Genomic DNA, 16,379 nt, shown 5'->3' with positions numbered 1-16,379 from the left:
GAATTCGTATACCGCCTTCCCGCGTATTAGTTCAATGCTTTCGGGTTGCCCGCCCGAACGACGCAGCACGCCACCGGGGCTCCGTAAGATGACGCCCGTGGCACGACGCCCCCGCCCTTCCACTGAGGAAGGCCCGTCCTACCAGGGACCGACCATCAGCCCACGGCACATGCTCGAGTTGGTGCGCGCGACGGTGCCGCCGGTGCATCCCGCGGGACTGCCATTCATCTCGGCCAGCTTGGCGGTCGCCTTGGTCGGACGCAACCGGAGATGGCCGCGTCGGGCCGGCCTGTTGGCCGCCGGTGCCTGCGCGGCGTTCTTCCGGCACCCGCCGCGGGTGCCGCCCACCCGGTCCGGTGCCGTCGTCGCCCCCGCCGACGGCGTGATCTGCCTGGTCGACACCGCGGCGCCGCCCGCGGAACTCAGCATGGGCGACGCGCCGCTGCCGCGGGTCAGTATCTTCCTGTCGATCTTGGACGCCCATGTGCAGCGCGCCCCGGTCGGCGGCGAAGTGATCGCGGTGCAGCACCGGCCGGGCCGCTTCGGCTCGGCCGACCTGCCCTCGGCGAGCGCCGAGAACGAACGCACCAGCGTGCGGATCAGAACCGACAGCGGCGCCGAGGTGGTCGCCGTGCAGATCGCCGGGCTGGTCGCGCGCCGGATCGTGTGCAACGCGCATGTCGGGGACAAACTGTCGATCGGGGACACCTACGGCCTGATCCGGTTCGGTTCACGGCTGGACACCTACCTGCCCCCGGGCACCGGGCCCATCGTCGCTGTCGGACAGCGCGCGGTGGCCGGCGAGACAGTATTGGCCGACCTGCGATGACCAACAGGATTCGGGGCCGGGCGGTCAACCTGCAGATCCTGCCCAGCGCGATGACGGTGCTGTCCATCTGCGCGGGGCTGACGTCGATCAAGTTCGCCCTCGAGCACCAGCCGAAGGCGGCGATGGCGTTGATCGCGGCGGCGGCGATTCTCGACGGACTCGACGGCCGGGTGGCTCGCATCCTGGACGCGCAGTCACGGATGGGCGCGGAAATCGATTCGCTGGCCGACGCGGTGAACTTCGGCGTCACCCCGGCGATCGTGGTGTACGTGACCCTGCTGGAGACGTCGCCGGCCGGCTGGATCGCGGTGCTGCTCTACGCGGTATGCGTGGTGCTGCGGCTGGCGAGGTTCAACGCGCTGCAGGACGACGGCACCCAGCCCGCCTACACGCACGAATTCTTCGTCGGCATGCCCGCGCCGGCGGGCGCGGTCTCGATGATCGGTCTCATCGGGCTCAAGTTGCAGTTTCCGCAAGGCGGCTGGTGGTCGTCGACGGCGTTCCTGTGCCTCTGGATCGCCGGGACGTCGATGCTGATGATCAGCAAGATCCCGATGCGCAAGATGCACGCGGCGGCGGTGCCGCCGAATTGGGCCGCGCCGCTGCTGGCCATCCTGGCGATCTGCGCGGCGGCGGCGGTGCTGGCGCCCTACGTCCTAATCTGGGTGATCATCATCGCCTATCTCTGCCACGTCCCCTTCGCGGTGCGAAACCAGCGCTGGCTGGCCGCGCACCCCGAGGCGTGGGACGAAAAGCCCGAGCAACGGCGCGCCGCACGGCGCGCGAATCGTCGCGCACAGCCCAATCGTCGACCGATCGTCCGGCTGGGCAGACCGAGCGGGCGATCGATGGCGCGGCTGGGGCTGCGCAAGCCGGGTGGGCGATTGCCATGACAGGGCCTGGCGCGGCGTCCGGACAGCTGACGTTGACCGCCCGGCTGAACACGTCAGCAGTCGACTCGCGCCGCGGCGTCATTAGGCTGCACCCCAATGCCATTGCCGCCCTTGGCATCCGGGAATGGGATGCGGTGTCGCTGACGGGATCGAGAACCACAGCGGCGGTGGCGGGGCTCGCCGACCGGGCGATTCCGGTCAGCACGGTGCTACTCGACGACGTGACGCTGTCCAACGCCGGGCTGCGCGAGGGCACCGCGGTTATCGTCAGCGGCGTCACGGTATACGGCGCCCGGTCGGTGACGCTGAACGGCTCTTCGCTTGCCACCCAATCGATTACATCGGCCCACCTGCGACAGGCCCTGCTCGGCAAAGTAATGACCGTGGGCGACGCGGTGTCGTTGCTACCCCGCGACCTCGGCCCCGGAGCCTCGGCCCCTCCTGGCAGCCGGGCGGCTGCCACCGCGCTGGCGGCCGCGGTCGGGATCAGCTGGACCTCGGAGTTGCTCACCGTCACCGGCGTGGACCCCGACGGACCGGTAAGCGTGCAGCCGAATTCGTCGGTCACCTGGGGCGACGGGGTTGGCATCGGCGCCGCCGCGCCCCGGCCGGGACGTGTCAGCGTCGCGGACCCCGCCATCCACGTCGAGGATCTCAAGGGCTCCCAGGCGCAGGCCCGCAAGCTCAGCGAATGGCTCAAGCTGGCCCTCGACGAACCGCACCTGCTGAAAACCCTTGGCGCCACGACGAATCTGGGTGTGTTGGTGTCCGGGCCGGCCGGCGTCGGCAAGGCGACGCTGGTGCGCGCGGTGTGCGCGGGCCGCAGGCTGGTCGAACTCGACGGCCCGGAGGTCGGTGCCCTGGCGGCCGAAGACCGGCTCAAGGCCGTGGCCGCCGCGGCGACCGCGGTCCGCGACGGCGGCGGCGTACTGCTGATCACCGATGCCGACGCGCTGCTGCCGGCCACCGCCGAGCCGGTGGCCGCCCTGATCCTCGCCGAGCTGCGCAGTGCGGTGGCCAGCGACGGCGTGGCGTTGATCACCACATCCGCGCGACCCGATCAGCTCGACCCGCGGCTGCGCTCCCCCGAGCTGTGCGACCGGGAACTCGGCCTGCCGCTGCCCGACGGCGCGACACGCAAATCGCTGCTGGAGACGCTGCTGAAATCAGTGCCCACCGGCGACCTGGACCTCGATGAAATCGCCGGACGCACACCAGGTTTCGTCGCCGCTGATCTGGCCGCGCTGGTGCGGGAAGCCGCGCTGCGGGCGGCATCACGGGCCAGCGCCGACGGCCAGCCACCGAGGTTGAACCAGGACGACCTGGTCGGCGCCCTGTCCGTCATCCGGCCGCTGTCCCGCTCGGCCAGCGAGGAGCTGACCGTCGGAAACCTGACACTCGACGACGTCGGCGACATGACGGAAGCCAAGCAGGCACTGACCGAGGCGGTGCTGTGGCCGCTGCAGCATCCCGACACCTTCGCGCGCCTCGGCGTCGACCCGCCACGCGGAGTACTGCTCTACGGGCCGCCCGGCTGCGGCAAGACTTTTGTGGTCCGCGCCCTGGCCAGCACCGGACAGCTGAGCGTGCACGCCGTCAAAGGGTCCGAGCTGATGGACAAATGGGTCGGCTCCTCGGAGAAGTCGGTCCGTGAATTGTTCCGGCGCGCACGGGATTCGGCGCCGTCGCTGGTCTTCCTCGACGAGGTGGACGCGCTGGCACCGCGGCGTGGCCAGAGTTTCGACTCCGGCGTGACCGACCGAGTGGTGGCCGCGCTGCTGACCGAGCTCGACGGCATCGACCCGCTGCGCGACGTCGTGGTGCTGGGTGCCACCAACCGGCCAGATCTGATCGACCCCGCGCTGCTGCGCCCGGGCCGCCTGGAGCGACGGGTGTTCGTCGAGCCGCCCGACGCGGCGGCCCGCCGCGAAATCCTGCGGACCGCAGCCAAATCCATCCCGCTAAGCGCCGATGCCGATCTCGACGCCATCGCCGCCGAACTCGACGGGTACAGCGCGGCCGACTGCGTCGCCCTGCTGCGCGAGGCCGCGCTCACCGCGATGCGGCGGTCCATCGACGCCGCCGAGGTCACCGCCGCCGACCTCGAGACGGCCCGCGAAAACGTGCGACCCTCCCTGGACCCTGTGCAGGTGGAGTCGTTACGGTCGTTCGCCAAAGCTCTCTAGCACCGCACGCACCGAGGCTGCGACATCGACCTCCAGCCAGGACGGCATCGGGTCGTCGCGCGCGTGCCGCCGGACGACGGCATAGGGCAAGTCGGCGACGGCGCGCGCGACGGCGTCCACGGTTCGGGAGTCTTTGCGCCCATAGAGTTTTCGGGCTAATACACCGATCTGCTCGGTCAGCGGCGCATTCATCGCGGCCACCGTCTCCTGAAATCGGGCGTCGGGCTGGTCGTCGAGCAGGTCAGCCGGTCGGATGGTCAACAACAGCCGGGCGTCCTGCGGGAGTTCCCGCGCGAAAGCGATCGCGGCCACTGCCATCGCGACCGCGGTTTCGGCCGGCGTATCGGCTGCGTCGCTCTCCGAGGCCGCCATCGCTCGGGACTGGAAGCGGTCCAGCGCCCGCAGCCATGCCGCGGTCAGGATGCCGTCGCGGTTGCCGAACCGGTGATACAGCGTGCCTGCCGGCGCGCCGCTGGATTTAGCGATCGCCGCCACGCTGGCCGCACGCGGTCCGCCCTCGAGCACCAGCGCTCGGGCTGCGTCGAGGATCACATCGGTTTCATGCTTCCGCGGAGGTGCCATGATCTAGTACATTCCTTCTATATGGAACGATTACCCTATATCGATGAGCATGCCATAACTGTCGACGCGAATCGCGTAGACACGTGGTCGGCGCTGCTTCGCGTGATGTGTCACGACCCGCACGACCCGACAGGAGTGCCAATCGGTTTCGTGCTCGACGACGCACAGGAGCCGGAACGGTTGGCGCTGAAGGGCCGCCACGCGTTCGCGGTCTACCGGTGGGTGTTCGAGTTGGACCCGCTGAACGGCATAGCGCCGTCGGGCCGCACCCGAGTGCGCGCCACGACCTGGGCGGACTTCCCGGGACTGCACGGAAAGATTTATCGCGCCCTGGTCATCGGCAGCGGCGCACATCGCGTTGTGACCCGATGGACGCTGAAACGTGTTGCGGCGGCGGTGTTCGCCGAGGGCACCCTGACCGGCGAGACCGCGGCCGATTACACGGACGTCTTCGAAGTCCCCCTCCTCAACGGCGACGCGCGCGGCGCCGAACAGATGTTCCGCGACGCGCTGGGCAGCGCTGCGGGCGCGGGCGGCGGCCTGGTGTTGTGGATCCACCGACACGTGTTGAGATTTCGCCTGGGTCCGTATTCCTCGCCCGATCACGTAATCGGTTGGCCGATCGTGCATTCGGATCACGACGAGATCGTGCTGACGACCAGTGGACCCCTGATGCGCGGCGAGCTGACGCTGCGGCGCCAAGACGGCCGGCGTGCCACCCTCACCACCCGCGTGCACTATGGCCGCAAAATCGCCGCCCGCATGGTGTGGACCGTGGTCGGCCCGCTGCACCGAGTCGTGGCACCGCGGCTGGTGCAGCGCGCGGCCCGCCCCGGCCCACAACGAGTCCCTGTCTCGTAACTGAACCTTGCGGCGCCCTGGCGCGTAACCCGGTCGTATAGATCATCCCGAAGAGGGTGTCGGCCCACCGCATTCCGACACCCAGAGGAGGGTTCAGGATGCCGCACGACAGCCCGGCGAGACCGCGATGATCGCGCTGGAGCCCGCTCCCGCGCTCGTTCGCCTCGGTTCCGCACGCCGGGTCGGATCACTGCGGAATTGGCCTGCTGCCGCGCCGACGAGTCGGGTCATGGTGGTGGCCACCATGGTGTCGATGGTCGCCTTCTTCGACGTCACCGTCGTGAACCTGGCACTCCCGGCCACGGAGCGTGACCTCGGCGGAGGCCTGTGCTTGCAGCAATGGGTGGTCGACGGCTATCTGCTGGCGCAGGCGGCGATGATTCTGCCGGGCGGTTCCATTTCCGATCTGTTGGGGCGAGTGCCGGTCATCCGTTTCGGGCTGGTGGCATTCGGGGCGGGTTCGGTGCTGGCTGCCACCGCGCCCTCGCCGGTCATGCTGATCACCGGGCGGGTCGTCCAAGGCCTTGGTGCGGCTTTTTTGGTGCCAGGATCCCTCGCGCTGATCAATTCCACGTTCGATCGCGCGGATCGTCCCGCGGCCATTGGGTCCTGGACCGCCTGGACCGGTACCGCATTCGCACTCGGTCCACTGCTCGGCGGCATGGCGGTGGACCTGCTGAGCTGGCGATGGATCTATGCCTTGTCGGCGGTCCCGATGGTGATCGGTTTCGCCTTGACCTTTTGGCTGTGCCCGGTACCCCGGCCCGCGCAGCGCGCCCCACTCGATGTCGCCGGGGCCGCCTTGTCGGCCGCCGGGCTGACCGGCACCGTGTATGCCCTGATCGAATCGAGGGACCATGGCTGGGCCGACGCCCGGGTCGCCACGTCGTTGATCACCGGCATCGCCGCACTACTGGCGTTCGTGGCATGGCAGCGGCGGGCCACGCACCCCTTGGTGCCGCTCAGTCTGTTCGCGATCCGTAACTTCGCGGCCGCCAATGTCACCTCCGCATTCGTCTACGGCGCCATTTCCATGGGAGCCCTTGCCATCTCGCTCTACACCCAAGAGGTCGCCGGATATTGCGCGACCGTCGCGGGTTTGGCCACCCTGCCCACCCCCGTGGTGTCGTTTCTTTTCGCCAAGCGCGTCGGCAAGCTGGCCGCACGCTTCGGACCGCGGGTCTTCCTGACCGTGGGACCAACGCTGGCCGGGTTCGGGTTACTGCTCATCCGTCCCGGTCACGGATTCGACATCGTCACCCATCTGCTGCCCGGAACGATCGTGGTTGCCATCGGTTCCGTACTCACGCTGACGCCGCTGGCCGCGGCAAGTCTGGGTTCGGTCGACCCGGCCCGCAGCGGTGTCGCCGCCGCTCTACAAAACGCGGTGGGCAGGACCTCGGCGCTGAGCTCCGTGGCCTGCGTGGGGCTGATCACTGCCGGCACGCTGACCGATTCGAGTTTCGCCAGGCTGCTACAGGTCGCCGCGGGGCTGTATTTTATCGGCGCGCTGGTCGGCGCCCGCTTTGTCACCAAGCCGATGGGCCATGCCGAAACGCCATGCGGCAACGAGACATCCGCGATCGGCGACCGCCCAATGACGCTGGTCGAGGCGCGCTCCGCGGCCGCCTAATTGCAGATAACTGCATTATTGCTTTCTGCTGCACTTTGGGCTTACGATCACCCGATGACAAGTACGGCAGCGCGGCCAGTCACCGAATTCATGAACGACCCGATCGGGTTCTTCGGCCAGTCCTACACCCAGATGCACAGCATCGGACGCGACGAACTCGAAGAGTTACAGCGCCAGGCCATGGGCATCCGATTCCGCGAGCACTACCAACGCATCGAGATACTGCGCAAACTGGCCGACCGGCTCGGCATCACGGAGCTCAACGAATTCAACGACGTCGTGCCACTGCTGTTTTCGCACACCGCGTTCAAGTCATACCCGGCCGCACTGGTCGACAAGAAACGCTTCGACTTGATGACTAGGTGGCTGGACAAGCTGACCAGCTACGACCTGTCCGCGGTCGATACCACCGGCTGCACCGGGATCGACGATTGGATCGAGCGACTCGACGAGCAGACACCGCTCGAGGTCATCACCTCCAGCGGCACCACCGGAACCATCTCAATCCTTCCCAAGGACAAACACGGTGCCGCGGAAGGCATGACGCTGTGGAAGATCTGCCTTTTCCAGACTTTCGGCCAGGAGCCGACCGACGTCGAACTCAACCCGTCGGTCGATGTGGTGTGGCCGAACTTCGCCAACGGCAAGCTCGGTCATCTGCGGATTGCCAACATGATCAAGCGCGGCTTCACCGGTGGCGACGAAACCCGGTTTCATGCGCTCTACCCCTTCGCGGTCGACACCGACCTGATGTTCCTGGCCTCCAAGATGCGGGCAGCGGCGTCGCGCGGGGAGCTCGACCGCCTGGAGATCGACCCCGCGCTGGCCGCTCGCAAGGACGAGTTCATCGCGATGCAGGCGCGCCAGGCCCAGGACATGGATGCCTTCTTCACCCGTATCACCGAGCAGCTACGCGGCAAACGGGTGTTCATGCTCGGCACCTACCACTTGATGTACGACATCGCCAAGGCCGGATTGGAACGCGGCGTGCGCAACGTCTTCTCGCCCGACTCAGCGATTCTCACCGGAGGCGGCATGAAAGGTGTTGCGCTGCCTGAGGATTTCATGACTGTCATAAAGGACTTCCTCGGCGTCGAGCGCATCCAGGTCGGCTATGGCTTCTCCGAGTCGAGCACCTTCCACTGGGGTTGCGGCCAGGGCCGCTACCACGTCGCCCCCTGGGTCATCCCGTTCGTGCTCGACCCCGAGACCAGTGAGCCACTTCCCCGTACCGGTGTGCAGACCGGCCGCGCGGCGGTCTACGACATCCTGCTGCGCGCGCACTGGGGCGGCGTCATCTCGGGCGACGAAGTCACGATCGACTGGGACCTGAAGTGCCCCTGTGGCCAGGCCAGCCTCGCGTTCGAGCCGGACATCATGCGCTACAGCGAGAAACAGGGCGTCGAAGACGACCGGATCACCTGCGCCGCAACACATGAGGTGCACAACGAAGCAGTGGACTTCATGAAGGGTGTCGCCCTGTGATCGCCTACACCGTCCCGCTGTTCTTGCGGGGACAGGTCATTACCGACGATCTCGTCGGATTCGACACTCGCATCGGCGCCGCCCGATTCCAGGCCCCGGACATGGGCAAGTACGTCGAGCAGCTGCCGCTCAAAAACCCCGGGCAGATGAGCGACCTCTACGACCTGAGCTTCGACGAGATCCTCGACGTGCTGGCCGCCCTGGGCGACGCGCTGGACTTCGAGACGAACACGCATCTACAGGAGGCCTACGAGGCCTCCCTGGTGGCCAACGTGCTGCCGGCGGAGATGATGAAGAACAGCTATCTCGTGCTGCGGCCCTTGTTTTCCCGGGACAACGTCACCGAAATCGCGGACAGCCAGGTCGGGCTGGACTACCTCAACGGCTGGGTCCCGCACACATTGCGCGACGGACGCGAACTGCGCGTGCGCGCCTTCGGATCCCGAGTGCTGCATATCCCGGCGGGCAACGGCGGATTGGTCTCGGCCGTGACGATCCTGCGGTCGGTGATCACCCGATCCGACGCCATCATCAAGGCCCCGTCCAACGATCCGCTCACCGCGATCGCCATTGCCCGCACACTTGCCGATGTCGCGCCCGACCACCCGATCACCAGACACCTGGCGGTCGGATATTGGAAGGGTGGCGATCTGGCCGTCGAAGAGGCGCTCTACCAACCCCAGCACATCGAAAAGATCGTAGCGTGGGGTGGCATGACCTCGGTCAAACACGTAACCCGGTACATCCAACCGGGTTTGGAGCTGATCGCGCTGGACCCAAAGCGCAGCGCGACCATCATCGGCGCCGAAGCGTTCGCCGACGAAGACACTTTGCGAGAGGTGGCACGGCGCGCCGCGACGGACATTGGCGTGGCCAACCAGGAAGGGTGTGCCAACGCGCGGGTCATCTACGTGCTCAGCGGAACCGACGCCGGCGGTCTGGCCAACGCGAATCGGCTCGGCGAATTGATCTACCGAGAACTGGTCTCGCTGCCCGACGTCGTGAGCACCCCGCCGCGCTACCCCAACCGCGAGCTGCTCGATCATCTCGAGGCATCCCGCATGACCGACGACTTCTACCGCGTCATCGGTGGCGAGCGGCGCGAGGGCGCCATCGTCGTCTCCCAATTCGACGAGCCGGTCGACTATTCGCCGATGCTGTCCGGGCGGGTCGCCAACATCGTGCCGGTCGATAGCATCGAGCGGGTGACCGCGGCAGTCAACGCCTACACTCAGACCATCGGCATCTATCCTGAGTCGCTCAAACGACAGTTACGAAACACGCTGCCGCTGTTCGGCGCCCAACGCCTGACCAGCCTGGGCTACGCGTGCAGTGTCGCGATCGCGATGCCTCAGGACGCCATCGAGCCGATCCGGCGGATGTGCAAGTGGATCGTCGACGAAGAATGCGACCCCGCCGCGGTCGTTCCGCTCTGGCAGCTGGCCCGCCAATGACCGACCGTCGGACCGCGTATGAGGTCGTCGAGGGAATCGACCTGTCCGGCAAGGTGTGTGTGATCACCGGCGCCTCATCCGGCCTGGGCCGCGAGTCGGCGCGCGCGCTGGCAGCCGCGGGCGCCCACGTGATCCTGGCCGCCCGCAACCAGCAGGCATTGGCCGAAGCCGCCGGGTGGGTACGAGACGAGGTGCCGGGCGCGGCGACCTCGACCGTCGAGCTCGACCTCACCGCACTGTCCAGCGTTCGTGCGGCGGCGGCGACGATCCGCGACATCACACCGGTGGTGCATGTGTTGATGAACAACGCCGGGGTGATGTTCACCCCCCTCGGCCGGACTCGCGATGGGTTCGAATTGCAAATCGGGACAAATCATTTCGGACACTTCGAGCTCACCCGGCTGCTGGTCCCGCGGCTGGCCGCGGCGGGGGGAGCCCGGGTGGTGATCCTGTCCTCGGGGGGTCACGTGATGGGCGACGTGGACTTCGACGATCCCAACTGGAAGCGCCGCGACTACGACAAGTTCGTCGCATACGGCGCCGCCAAGACGGCGAACATCCTGCATGCAATAGAAGCCGACCGGCGGTTGCGCGAGTTGGGGATTCGTGCCTACGCCGTTCATCCCGGCACCGTTGCCACCGCGCTGGCGCGGTATATGTCGCGCGAGGATTTCTCAGACCTCCGCAAGCTCGTCGTGAACAACAGCACGCTACGCGGCGAAACGAACAACGGCCTACTTGACTTCGCCACGCCGGAACAGGGTGCGGCCACCCAGGTGTGGGCCGCGGTAAGCCCCGAGCTGGCCGACCGGGGCGCGCTCTACCTGGAAGACTGCGCGATCAGCGACGCGTGCGCAGCGTATGCGCGCGACGAGCAGCGCGCCGGGGAGTGGTGGACGCTTTCCGAGAAGCTGTGTGCCAGCGCATGAACAGACTGGAACGGCGCAAGATCGAAATGCGGGAAAAGATTCTGGTGGCCGCGTTCGACCTGTTTCTGGCGCACGGGGTCGCGGCCACCACCATCGAGGAAATCTGTGAGCGCGCCGACGTCGCGAACCGGACCTTCTTCAACCACTTCGCGACCCGTCAGGACATGATCCGCGCACTGGCGCAGCGGCGATTGGTCAATTTGCACGACGTCGTCTTCGACCGCTCCGACGAACCGATCCCGGCGCGGCTGGTGGGCGTGTTCGACGACATCGGCACGACGCTGGTCAAAGCGGGCGACACCTACCGCGAGCTGATCGGCGAGATGCTGGCCACCACCGGCTACGGCATTCAGCGTGGATTCAACCTGCACGCCACGTTCGGCGAGCTCATCAAGGAAGGAGTCTCCCGCGGCGAGGTCAGTTCGCGCCACGACGCAGAAACTTTGGCCGACATCATCGTCGGTGCGCTCTCGGGCGGCATCGTCAACTGGACGATCGACGACACCTACTCATTGGAAACCAACCTGCACAACCTGGGTGTCGCGCTGGCCGACTTGCTCAAAGCCTGAGGGCTCGTTTCGCCGAGCCTGTACATTTGCGGACGAAGTCGAGTGAGAGCCTGCAGATTTACAGGCTCGACGAAGCTGATGCGTACTCACGGCTCCGGCAACGCTTTCCAGTCGCGGGACACTCGCGAACCGAACCGCGGACGCCGCCGGTCGAAGAACGCTGCGACGCCCTCACGGGCGTCGGGGGTGCCCATCACGCGGTGGTGCAGCCGCGTTTCCAGCGAGGCGACCTGCCGCGGCGTGTAGTTGTGGATCGCGCTGTCCCACAACAGACGCTTACACAGCGCCGCCGACATCGGCGCGACGTTCACCGCGATGTCGCGGGCCATCTCCAGTGCGTGAGCGAGCACCTGTCCGGCGGGCAGCGCCCGATTCGCGATGCCGAACTCCACTGCCTCCGCGCCGTTGAACGTGCGCCCGGTCAGCAACACCTCGGCGGCCACGCCGAGATTGGTCAGGTGCGTCAATGTCCAGTGCGACATGCAGTCGGGTATCACTCCCCGGCGCACTTGCACCACACCATATTTGGCATCCTCGGCGACGACGCGGATGTCGGCCTGCAGCGCAATGGTCAGCCCGATTCCGATGGCATGGCCGTTGACCGCGGCGATCACCGGCTTGCGCAATTCGAACGCCGGCGGGTCGATCGGCGACGCCGAGAACGCGGCATCGTCGGACGGGCTCTCGAACGGCGTTGCGCCGCCGGAGAAATCGGCACCCGCGCAAAACGCCGGGCCCGCCCCGGTGAGCACGATGGCGCGCACGTCGTCGTCCTCGTCGCAGTCCCGGTACGCCCCGCTCAACAACGCCCCCATCTCCGCGGTGTAGGCGTTGAGGTGGTCTGGTCTATTGAGCGTCAGCACCGCCACGCCCGCGTCGACGTCGACCACCAGATCGGTGCTCATCGCCGTACCGGGCTCCGGTGCAAGGCGCCGATCAGCTCGGCGATGTCCGTGCTGGATGGCGTGTAACCCGGGAAATAGCAACACACTTCGTCGACGTGATCGCCGAACCGCTCGGTGATCTGCCGGGCACACTGCTCGGGGGTTCCGACGATGCCGATCCGGGCCACCATGTCGTCGGTGATCAGGCCCCGCATCTCGGTGAAGCGAGCCTGCTTGGACAACGCGTTGAGTTCCGGCTGGATGTCCGCCCAGCCCTCGACCTCGAGCACCGGCAGGTAGGCCGGTGTCGAGCCGTAGAACGCGATCAGCGAACCGACACCGTTGACGGCGGCGGCCAGGTCGGCCTCGTTGCCGCCGACCGCGACCATGGCCTGGGCGATCAGCTGAAAATCGTTGGCCGATCGCTGCGAACGGCGCAATCCCTCATCGATCGCGGGCAGGGTGCGGTCAGCGAAGTGGCGGGCGCTGTTGAAGGGCATCACCAGCAGGCCGTCGGCGACTTCGGCCGCGGTGCGTGTCATGATCGGACCCAGCGCCCCCATCAGCACCGGAGGCGGCCCGAACGGGTTGGGGCCCGGGTTGAAGTTGGGCGCCATCAGAGTGTGTGTGAAGAACTCACCGCGAAAGTTCAAGCGGGACTGACCTTCCCACGCCGCGAATATCGCCTTGATCGCCGCGATCGTTTCGGCCATGCGCGCCGCCGGCCGATCCCACCGGCTGCCATAGCGCTTTTCGATGTGGACTTTGATCTGCGAACCCAGACCGAGCCGGAATCTGCCGCCGCTGAAGACCTGTAGATCGTAGGCGGCGTGGGCCAGGTGCAACGGACTGCGCGGCGCGGCGATCGCGACGTTGGTCATCAAGTCCAGGCGGGTCTCGTTGGCGGCGATGAGCAGCGGGAAGAACACATCGTGCTGACCTTCGAACGTGAACAGGCCGTCGGCGCCCGTCTCGGCGATCTCGGCCGCACTTGCCGATGCTCCGGTCGGCGATCCGTTGACTTGCAGATGTACCTTCACTCAACCATCCAGTCGCGCAATTAGTTTCCCTATAGGAAAGCACAGCCCGTTATTCCGACAATTGGAACTCCACCATCTCTGCAATCGCGTCGACCGCCTCGCGCAGCGCCACGAGCCGGTCGGCCGCCGACGGCGCCGACAGCACGGCGTAGCGGTCGGCCGCACCGATCGGGATGCGAGACGCCAACATGAACAGCCGCTGTCCCGGGTCATCCTCGTCCGGGCCCAGCAGCGCCTCGCGCTCCGGCAGTGCGGCGCCGCGCGCTTCGGCGATCCGCTCGAACAGAGCCATCATCCGGTCTTCGACATCGACAAGCTGGGCGACAGTCACGGATTCCCCGGGCTCGTCGGGCCACAGGCTCACCGTCGCGCGGGGGTAGGGATCGTCGGGCAGCCACTCGCCCACCCGAATCCGCTCGCCGGTCCGGCTGCGCAGCGAGTATCGGTCGGCGCCCTGATCGATGCATTCGGTGATCCTGCACAGGACGCCGACATCGCATCGTGCATCGCCGCCACCGACTTCGCGGCCGCGCGAGATCAGCACCACGCCGAAGGGCTCACCGGTGTCGACGCAGTGCCGCACCAACGCGACGTAGCGGGGCTCGAAGATGCGCAACGGCAGCTCCTGGTTCGGCAGCAACGCCGTCTCCAGCGGGAACATCGCCAGCTCCATCAGATGTCCAGTTCGCCCACCAACGCGTCGACGACCGCGCGCAGATCGCCGTCGTGCTCTTCGGCCACCCGCCGCTGCCGCTGATAGGAAGCACCGTGGCGCCAAATGTCCTCCACCGCCGCGAGTTCGTCGGTGCAGCGCAGCAACTTCGCGACCGGCTCCAACCGGGTCAGCAGATCGGCGAGATCGTCGGTCACCAAACGCTCGTTGCTGTCGGCGTCCAGGATGATCTCCGCGTCCAGCCCGTAGCGAGCCGCGCGCCATTTGTTCTCCTGGTTGTGCCACGGCGGCATGGTCGGCAACGACTCGTCGGCGTCCAGCTTGCGGTCCAGGTCGACGACCAGGCAATGCGTCAGCGCGACCAGCGCGCTCAGCTCTCGCAAGTTGGACACGCCGTCACAGACTCGCACTTCGAGTGTGCCCAGATGTGGCGAAGGCCTGATGTCCCAACGGACTTCGTCGACATGGTCGATGATGCCGGTCTTCTTCTGGTCGTAGACGAACCCCTCGAATTCCGGCCACGTCTGAAACTGGAACGGCAACCCGGCGGTGGGCAACTGCTGGAACATCATGGCCCGGTTGCTGGCGTAGCCGGTGTCCACGCCGGTCCACCACGGCGACGAGGCCGACAGCGCCAGCAGGTGCGGGTAGTACCTCAGCAGTGACGTCATGATCGGCATCACCTTGTGTGCCGAGGAGATCCCGACGTGTACATGCACACCCCAGATCAGCATCTGCCGTCCCCACCACTGGGTGCGCTTGATCAGCTCTGCGTAGCGCGGCGCGTCGGTGAGCTTCTGGGTAGTCCACTGCGCGAATGGGTGTGCCCCGGCACAGAACAGCTCCATGCCGCGGTCCCGGACGACCCGGCGCGCGGGGCCCAGGGTGTCGCGCAGATCCTGGATCGCCTGCGCGGTGCAGTCGCAGATACCGCTGACCACCTCAACGGTGTTGCGCAATAATTCCTTGTGCACGCGCGGGTTTTCGCCGATCTCGGCGATGACGGAGGTGGCCTCGTTGCTCAGGTCGCGGGTCTGTGCGTCGACGAGCGCAAACTCCCACTCGACACCGAGAGTCGGCCGCGGCGACCGGGCGAAATCGATGTGCGGGACGGTCCTGCTAGCCGGCACCAATGACACCGCACGCCACTCGCTTGCCGGCGTCACCAGTGCTCATCGTCATCGCATCCGGACCCGGCGCCCCGTTGGTCTGGCTGTAGCGCTCCGGCGGGATGTTGGCGAAGTTGTCGGCACCCGCGTGGATGATGATCGCGGTCTTCTCACCCGTCAACAGGTCGTCCAACGCGAAGGCGTCCGTAGTGGTGACCAACGTCCCGGAGCCGTCTTTACGAACCTCCAGTGAGGTGAGGTCCCCGCTGGCGGGCTCGTTCGAGTGACCGGGCGCCTGGAAGTGGCCGCCCGCGGAGAGAAAGTCACCGGGCGCACCGCCAGTGGGGCCAACCGAATTGGCCTCGCACTTGCCCACTTTGTGGATGTGCACACCGTGGAAGCCGGGCGTGATCAGCCCCGCTCCGCTCGTCGCGATCGTGATGCTGGCGTAGCCGTTGCTGAAGTCGAATGTCGCCGTGGCGACCTGGGTGCCGTCGGGCGCCCGCAGATGGGTGGTGATGCTCGGCTTGCGCTCGCCTTCGGCGGCCGCGGCTCCCGACGGCGCGGGTGATCCCGTCCAGACCGGCGGCACGGTACCCGGGACCGACGACGCGTGCTGGGGCGACGAACACGCACTCAGCAAAGCGACGCTGGTGGCTGCGGACAGTGCGGACATGGCGGCGGCAACGACGTTGCGGTGACCGGCAAGCGTAGGCATAGCGAGAGCCTAACCCGGCTCAGGACCCGGAGTCAGCCCGTGACCAAGACGATGACGCCGGGCGGCTGGCCGCTGAGTGCGGGGAGGCGCGGTTCGACGGGCGCGCCCAGGTTTTTGCCCACCGCGTCGGCGGTGGCGTGCTCACCGTCGGCGTCGGTGAAGTACACCGTCGTCACCGTCACTTCGGGTACCGTCAGATTCCCGACGTCGACGACCTTGAAGCCGCCGGCCTTGAGTTGGTCAGCGGCGTGCCCGGCGATGCCTTCCTTGCCGGAGATGTTGAAGACGTGGACATCGGCATCGGTCGCCGCGGGCTTCGGGCTGGTCGAGGTCGATGCGGCAGGGCTGCTGGAGCTGGTCGCGCTCGAGGCGGCCGAAGCCGAGTCGTCGTCGGACTTCCCGGAGGAGCTCAGCGCCTGCCATCCGAGCAGCAGGAAGATGACGCCGAGGAACAACAGCACCATCACCATGGCCCGCAGTGGGAGCCCCGTCGAATCGGGAACGCGCTCTTTCATCGAGCCCTACTGTAGCTAG

At 67.0% G+C, this 16,379-nt stretch carries 16 protein-coding genes; 9 read left to right on the top strand and 7 right to left on the bottom strand.

Annotated elements, in window-relative coordinates:
• The first annotated feature begins 97 nt into the window (after positions 1-97).
• Genes OK015_RS05175 through OK015_RS05165 form a run of 3 tightly spaced genes read left to right on the top strand, consistent with a single transcriptional unit; the run spans position 98 to position 3,908 of the window.
• Complete coding sequence (locus tag OK015_RS05175) at positions 98-829, top strand: phosphatidylserine decarboxylase (protein WP_442791206.1); 732 nt, start codon at positions 98-100, stop codon at positions 827-829.
• A complete protein-coding gene (gene pssA, locus OK015_RS05170; RefSeq protein WP_268129770.1) occupies positions 826-1,722 on the top strand; it encodes a CDP-diacylglycerol--serine O-phosphatidyltransferase in 897 nt (298 codons plus the stop codon). The genes OK015_RS05175 and pssA overlap by 4 nt, the downstream gene beginning before the upstream one ends.
• Positions 1,719-3,908, top strand: a complete 2,190-nt coding sequence (locus tag OK015_RS05165) for an AAA family ATPase (RefSeq protein WP_268129769.1) — start codon at positions 1,719-1,721, stop codon at positions 3,906-3,908. The genes pssA and OK015_RS05165 overlap by 4 nt, the downstream gene beginning before the upstream one ends.
• On the opposite strand, the gene OK015_RS05160 is transcribed toward OK015_RS05165, so the two are convergent.
• The gene (locus tag OK015_RS05160; protein ID WP_268129768.1) at positions 3,882-4,490 is read right to left on the bottom strand and encodes a helix-turn-helix domain-containing protein; all 609 of its coding nucleotides are present in this window, start codon (positions 4,488-4,490) and stop codon (positions 3,882-3,884) included. The two genes, OK015_RS05165 and OK015_RS05160, sit on opposite strands and share 27 nt — an antisense overlap.
• Positions 4,491-4,511: 21 nt before the next feature.
• On the opposite strand from OK015_RS05160, the gene OK015_RS05155 reads away from it, so the two are divergent.
• The 6 genes from OK015_RS05155 (at position 4,512) to OK015_RS05130 (ending at position 11,421) form a co-directional block, all read left to right on the top strand.
• Positions 4,512-5,351, top strand: coding sequence for a DUF2867 domain-containing protein (locus OK015_RS05155; RefSeq protein WP_268129766.1), 840 nt, complete (start codon positions 4,512-4,514; stop codon positions 5,349-5,351).
• Positions 5,352-5,478: 127 nt separating this feature from the next.
• On the top strand, positions 5,479-6,984 hold the full coding sequence (locus OK015_RS05150) for an MFS transporter (protein ID WP_268129764.1): 1,506 nt from the start codon (positions 5,479-5,481) through the stop codon (positions 6,982-6,984).
• A gap of 54 nt (positions 6,985-7,038) precedes the next feature.
• Entirely contained in the window at positions 7,039-8,469 is a 1,431-nt protein-coding gene (locus tag OK015_RS05145; RefSeq protein WP_268129763.1) for a hypothetical protein, read from the top strand.
• Positions 8,466-9,923, top strand: coding sequence for an acyl-CoA reductase (locus tag OK015_RS05140; RefSeq protein WP_268129761.1), 1,458 nt, complete (start codon positions 8,466-8,468; stop codon positions 9,921-9,923). Before OK015_RS05145 ends, OK015_RS05140 begins: the two co-directional genes overlap by 4 nt.
• A complete protein-coding gene (locus tag OK015_RS05135; protein WP_268129760.1) occupies positions 9,920-10,852 on the top strand; it encodes an SDR family NAD(P)-dependent oxidoreductase in 933 nt (310 codons plus the stop codon). Before OK015_RS05140 ends, OK015_RS05135 begins: the two co-directional genes overlap by 4 nt.
• On the top strand, positions 10,849-11,421 hold the full coding sequence (locus OK015_RS05130; RefSeq protein ID WP_268129759.1) for a TetR/AcrR family transcriptional regulator: 573 nt from the start codon (positions 10,849-10,851) through the stop codon (positions 11,419-11,421). The genes OK015_RS05135 and OK015_RS05130 overlap by 4 nt, the downstream gene beginning before the upstream one ends.
• Positions 11,422-11,507: 86 nt before the next feature.
• Here OK015_RS05130 and OK015_RS05125 read toward each other — a convergent pair whose 3' ends face one another.
• The 6 genes from OK015_RS05125 to OK015_RS05100 are packed head-to-tail and all read right to left on the bottom strand — an operon-like array spanning position 11,508 to position 16,360.
• Entirely contained in the window at positions 11,508-12,326 is an 819-nt protein-coding gene (locus tag OK015_RS05125; protein WP_268129758.1) for an enoyl-CoA hydratase-related protein, read from the bottom strand.
• Entirely contained in the window at positions 12,323-13,345 is a 1,023-nt protein-coding gene (locus tag OK015_RS05120) for a TIGR03617 family F420-dependent LLM class oxidoreductase (protein WP_268129756.1), read from the bottom strand. Before OK015_RS05120 ends, OK015_RS05125 begins: the two co-directional genes overlap by 4 nt.
• A gap of 49 nt (positions 13,346-13,394) precedes the next feature.
• Positions 13,395-14,018 carry an LON peptidase substrate-binding domain-containing protein gene (locus tag OK015_RS05115; protein ID WP_268129754.1) on the bottom strand — a complete coding sequence of 208 codons (624 nt, stop codon included), beginning with the start codon at positions 14,016-14,018 and terminating at the stop codon, positions 13,395-13,397.
• A complete protein-coding gene (locus OK015_RS05110) occupies positions 14,018-15,157 on the bottom strand; it encodes a glutamate--cysteine ligase (protein WP_442791265.1) in 1,140 nt (379 codons plus the stop codon). The genes OK015_RS05115 and OK015_RS05110 overlap by 1 nt, the downstream gene beginning before the upstream one ends.
• Positions 15,138-15,845 (bottom strand): superoxide dismutase[Cu-Zn], encoded by a 708-nt coding sequence (gene sodC, locus OK015_RS05105; protein WP_268129753.1) that lies wholly within the window; start codon positions 15,843-15,845, stop codon positions 15,138-15,140. The genes OK015_RS05110 and sodC overlap by 20 nt, the downstream gene beginning before the upstream one ends.
• Before the next feature lie 32 nt (positions 15,846-15,877).
• Positions 15,878-16,360: a LytR C-terminal domain-containing protein gene (locus tag OK015_RS05100; RefSeq protein WP_268129751.1), complete on the bottom strand. Its 483-nt coding sequence runs from the start codon at positions 16,358-16,360 to the stop codon at positions 15,878-15,880.
• Positions 16,361-16,379: the final 19 nt, after the last annotated feature.

This window comes from Mycobacterium sp. Aquia_216 (assembly GCF_026723865.1).
GTDB lineage: Bacteria > Actinomycetota > Actinomycetes > Mycobacteriales > Mycobacteriaceae > Mycobacterium.
Note: the sequence above shows the minus strand (reverse complement) of the source record. Positions and strands in the feature narration are given on the sequence as shown.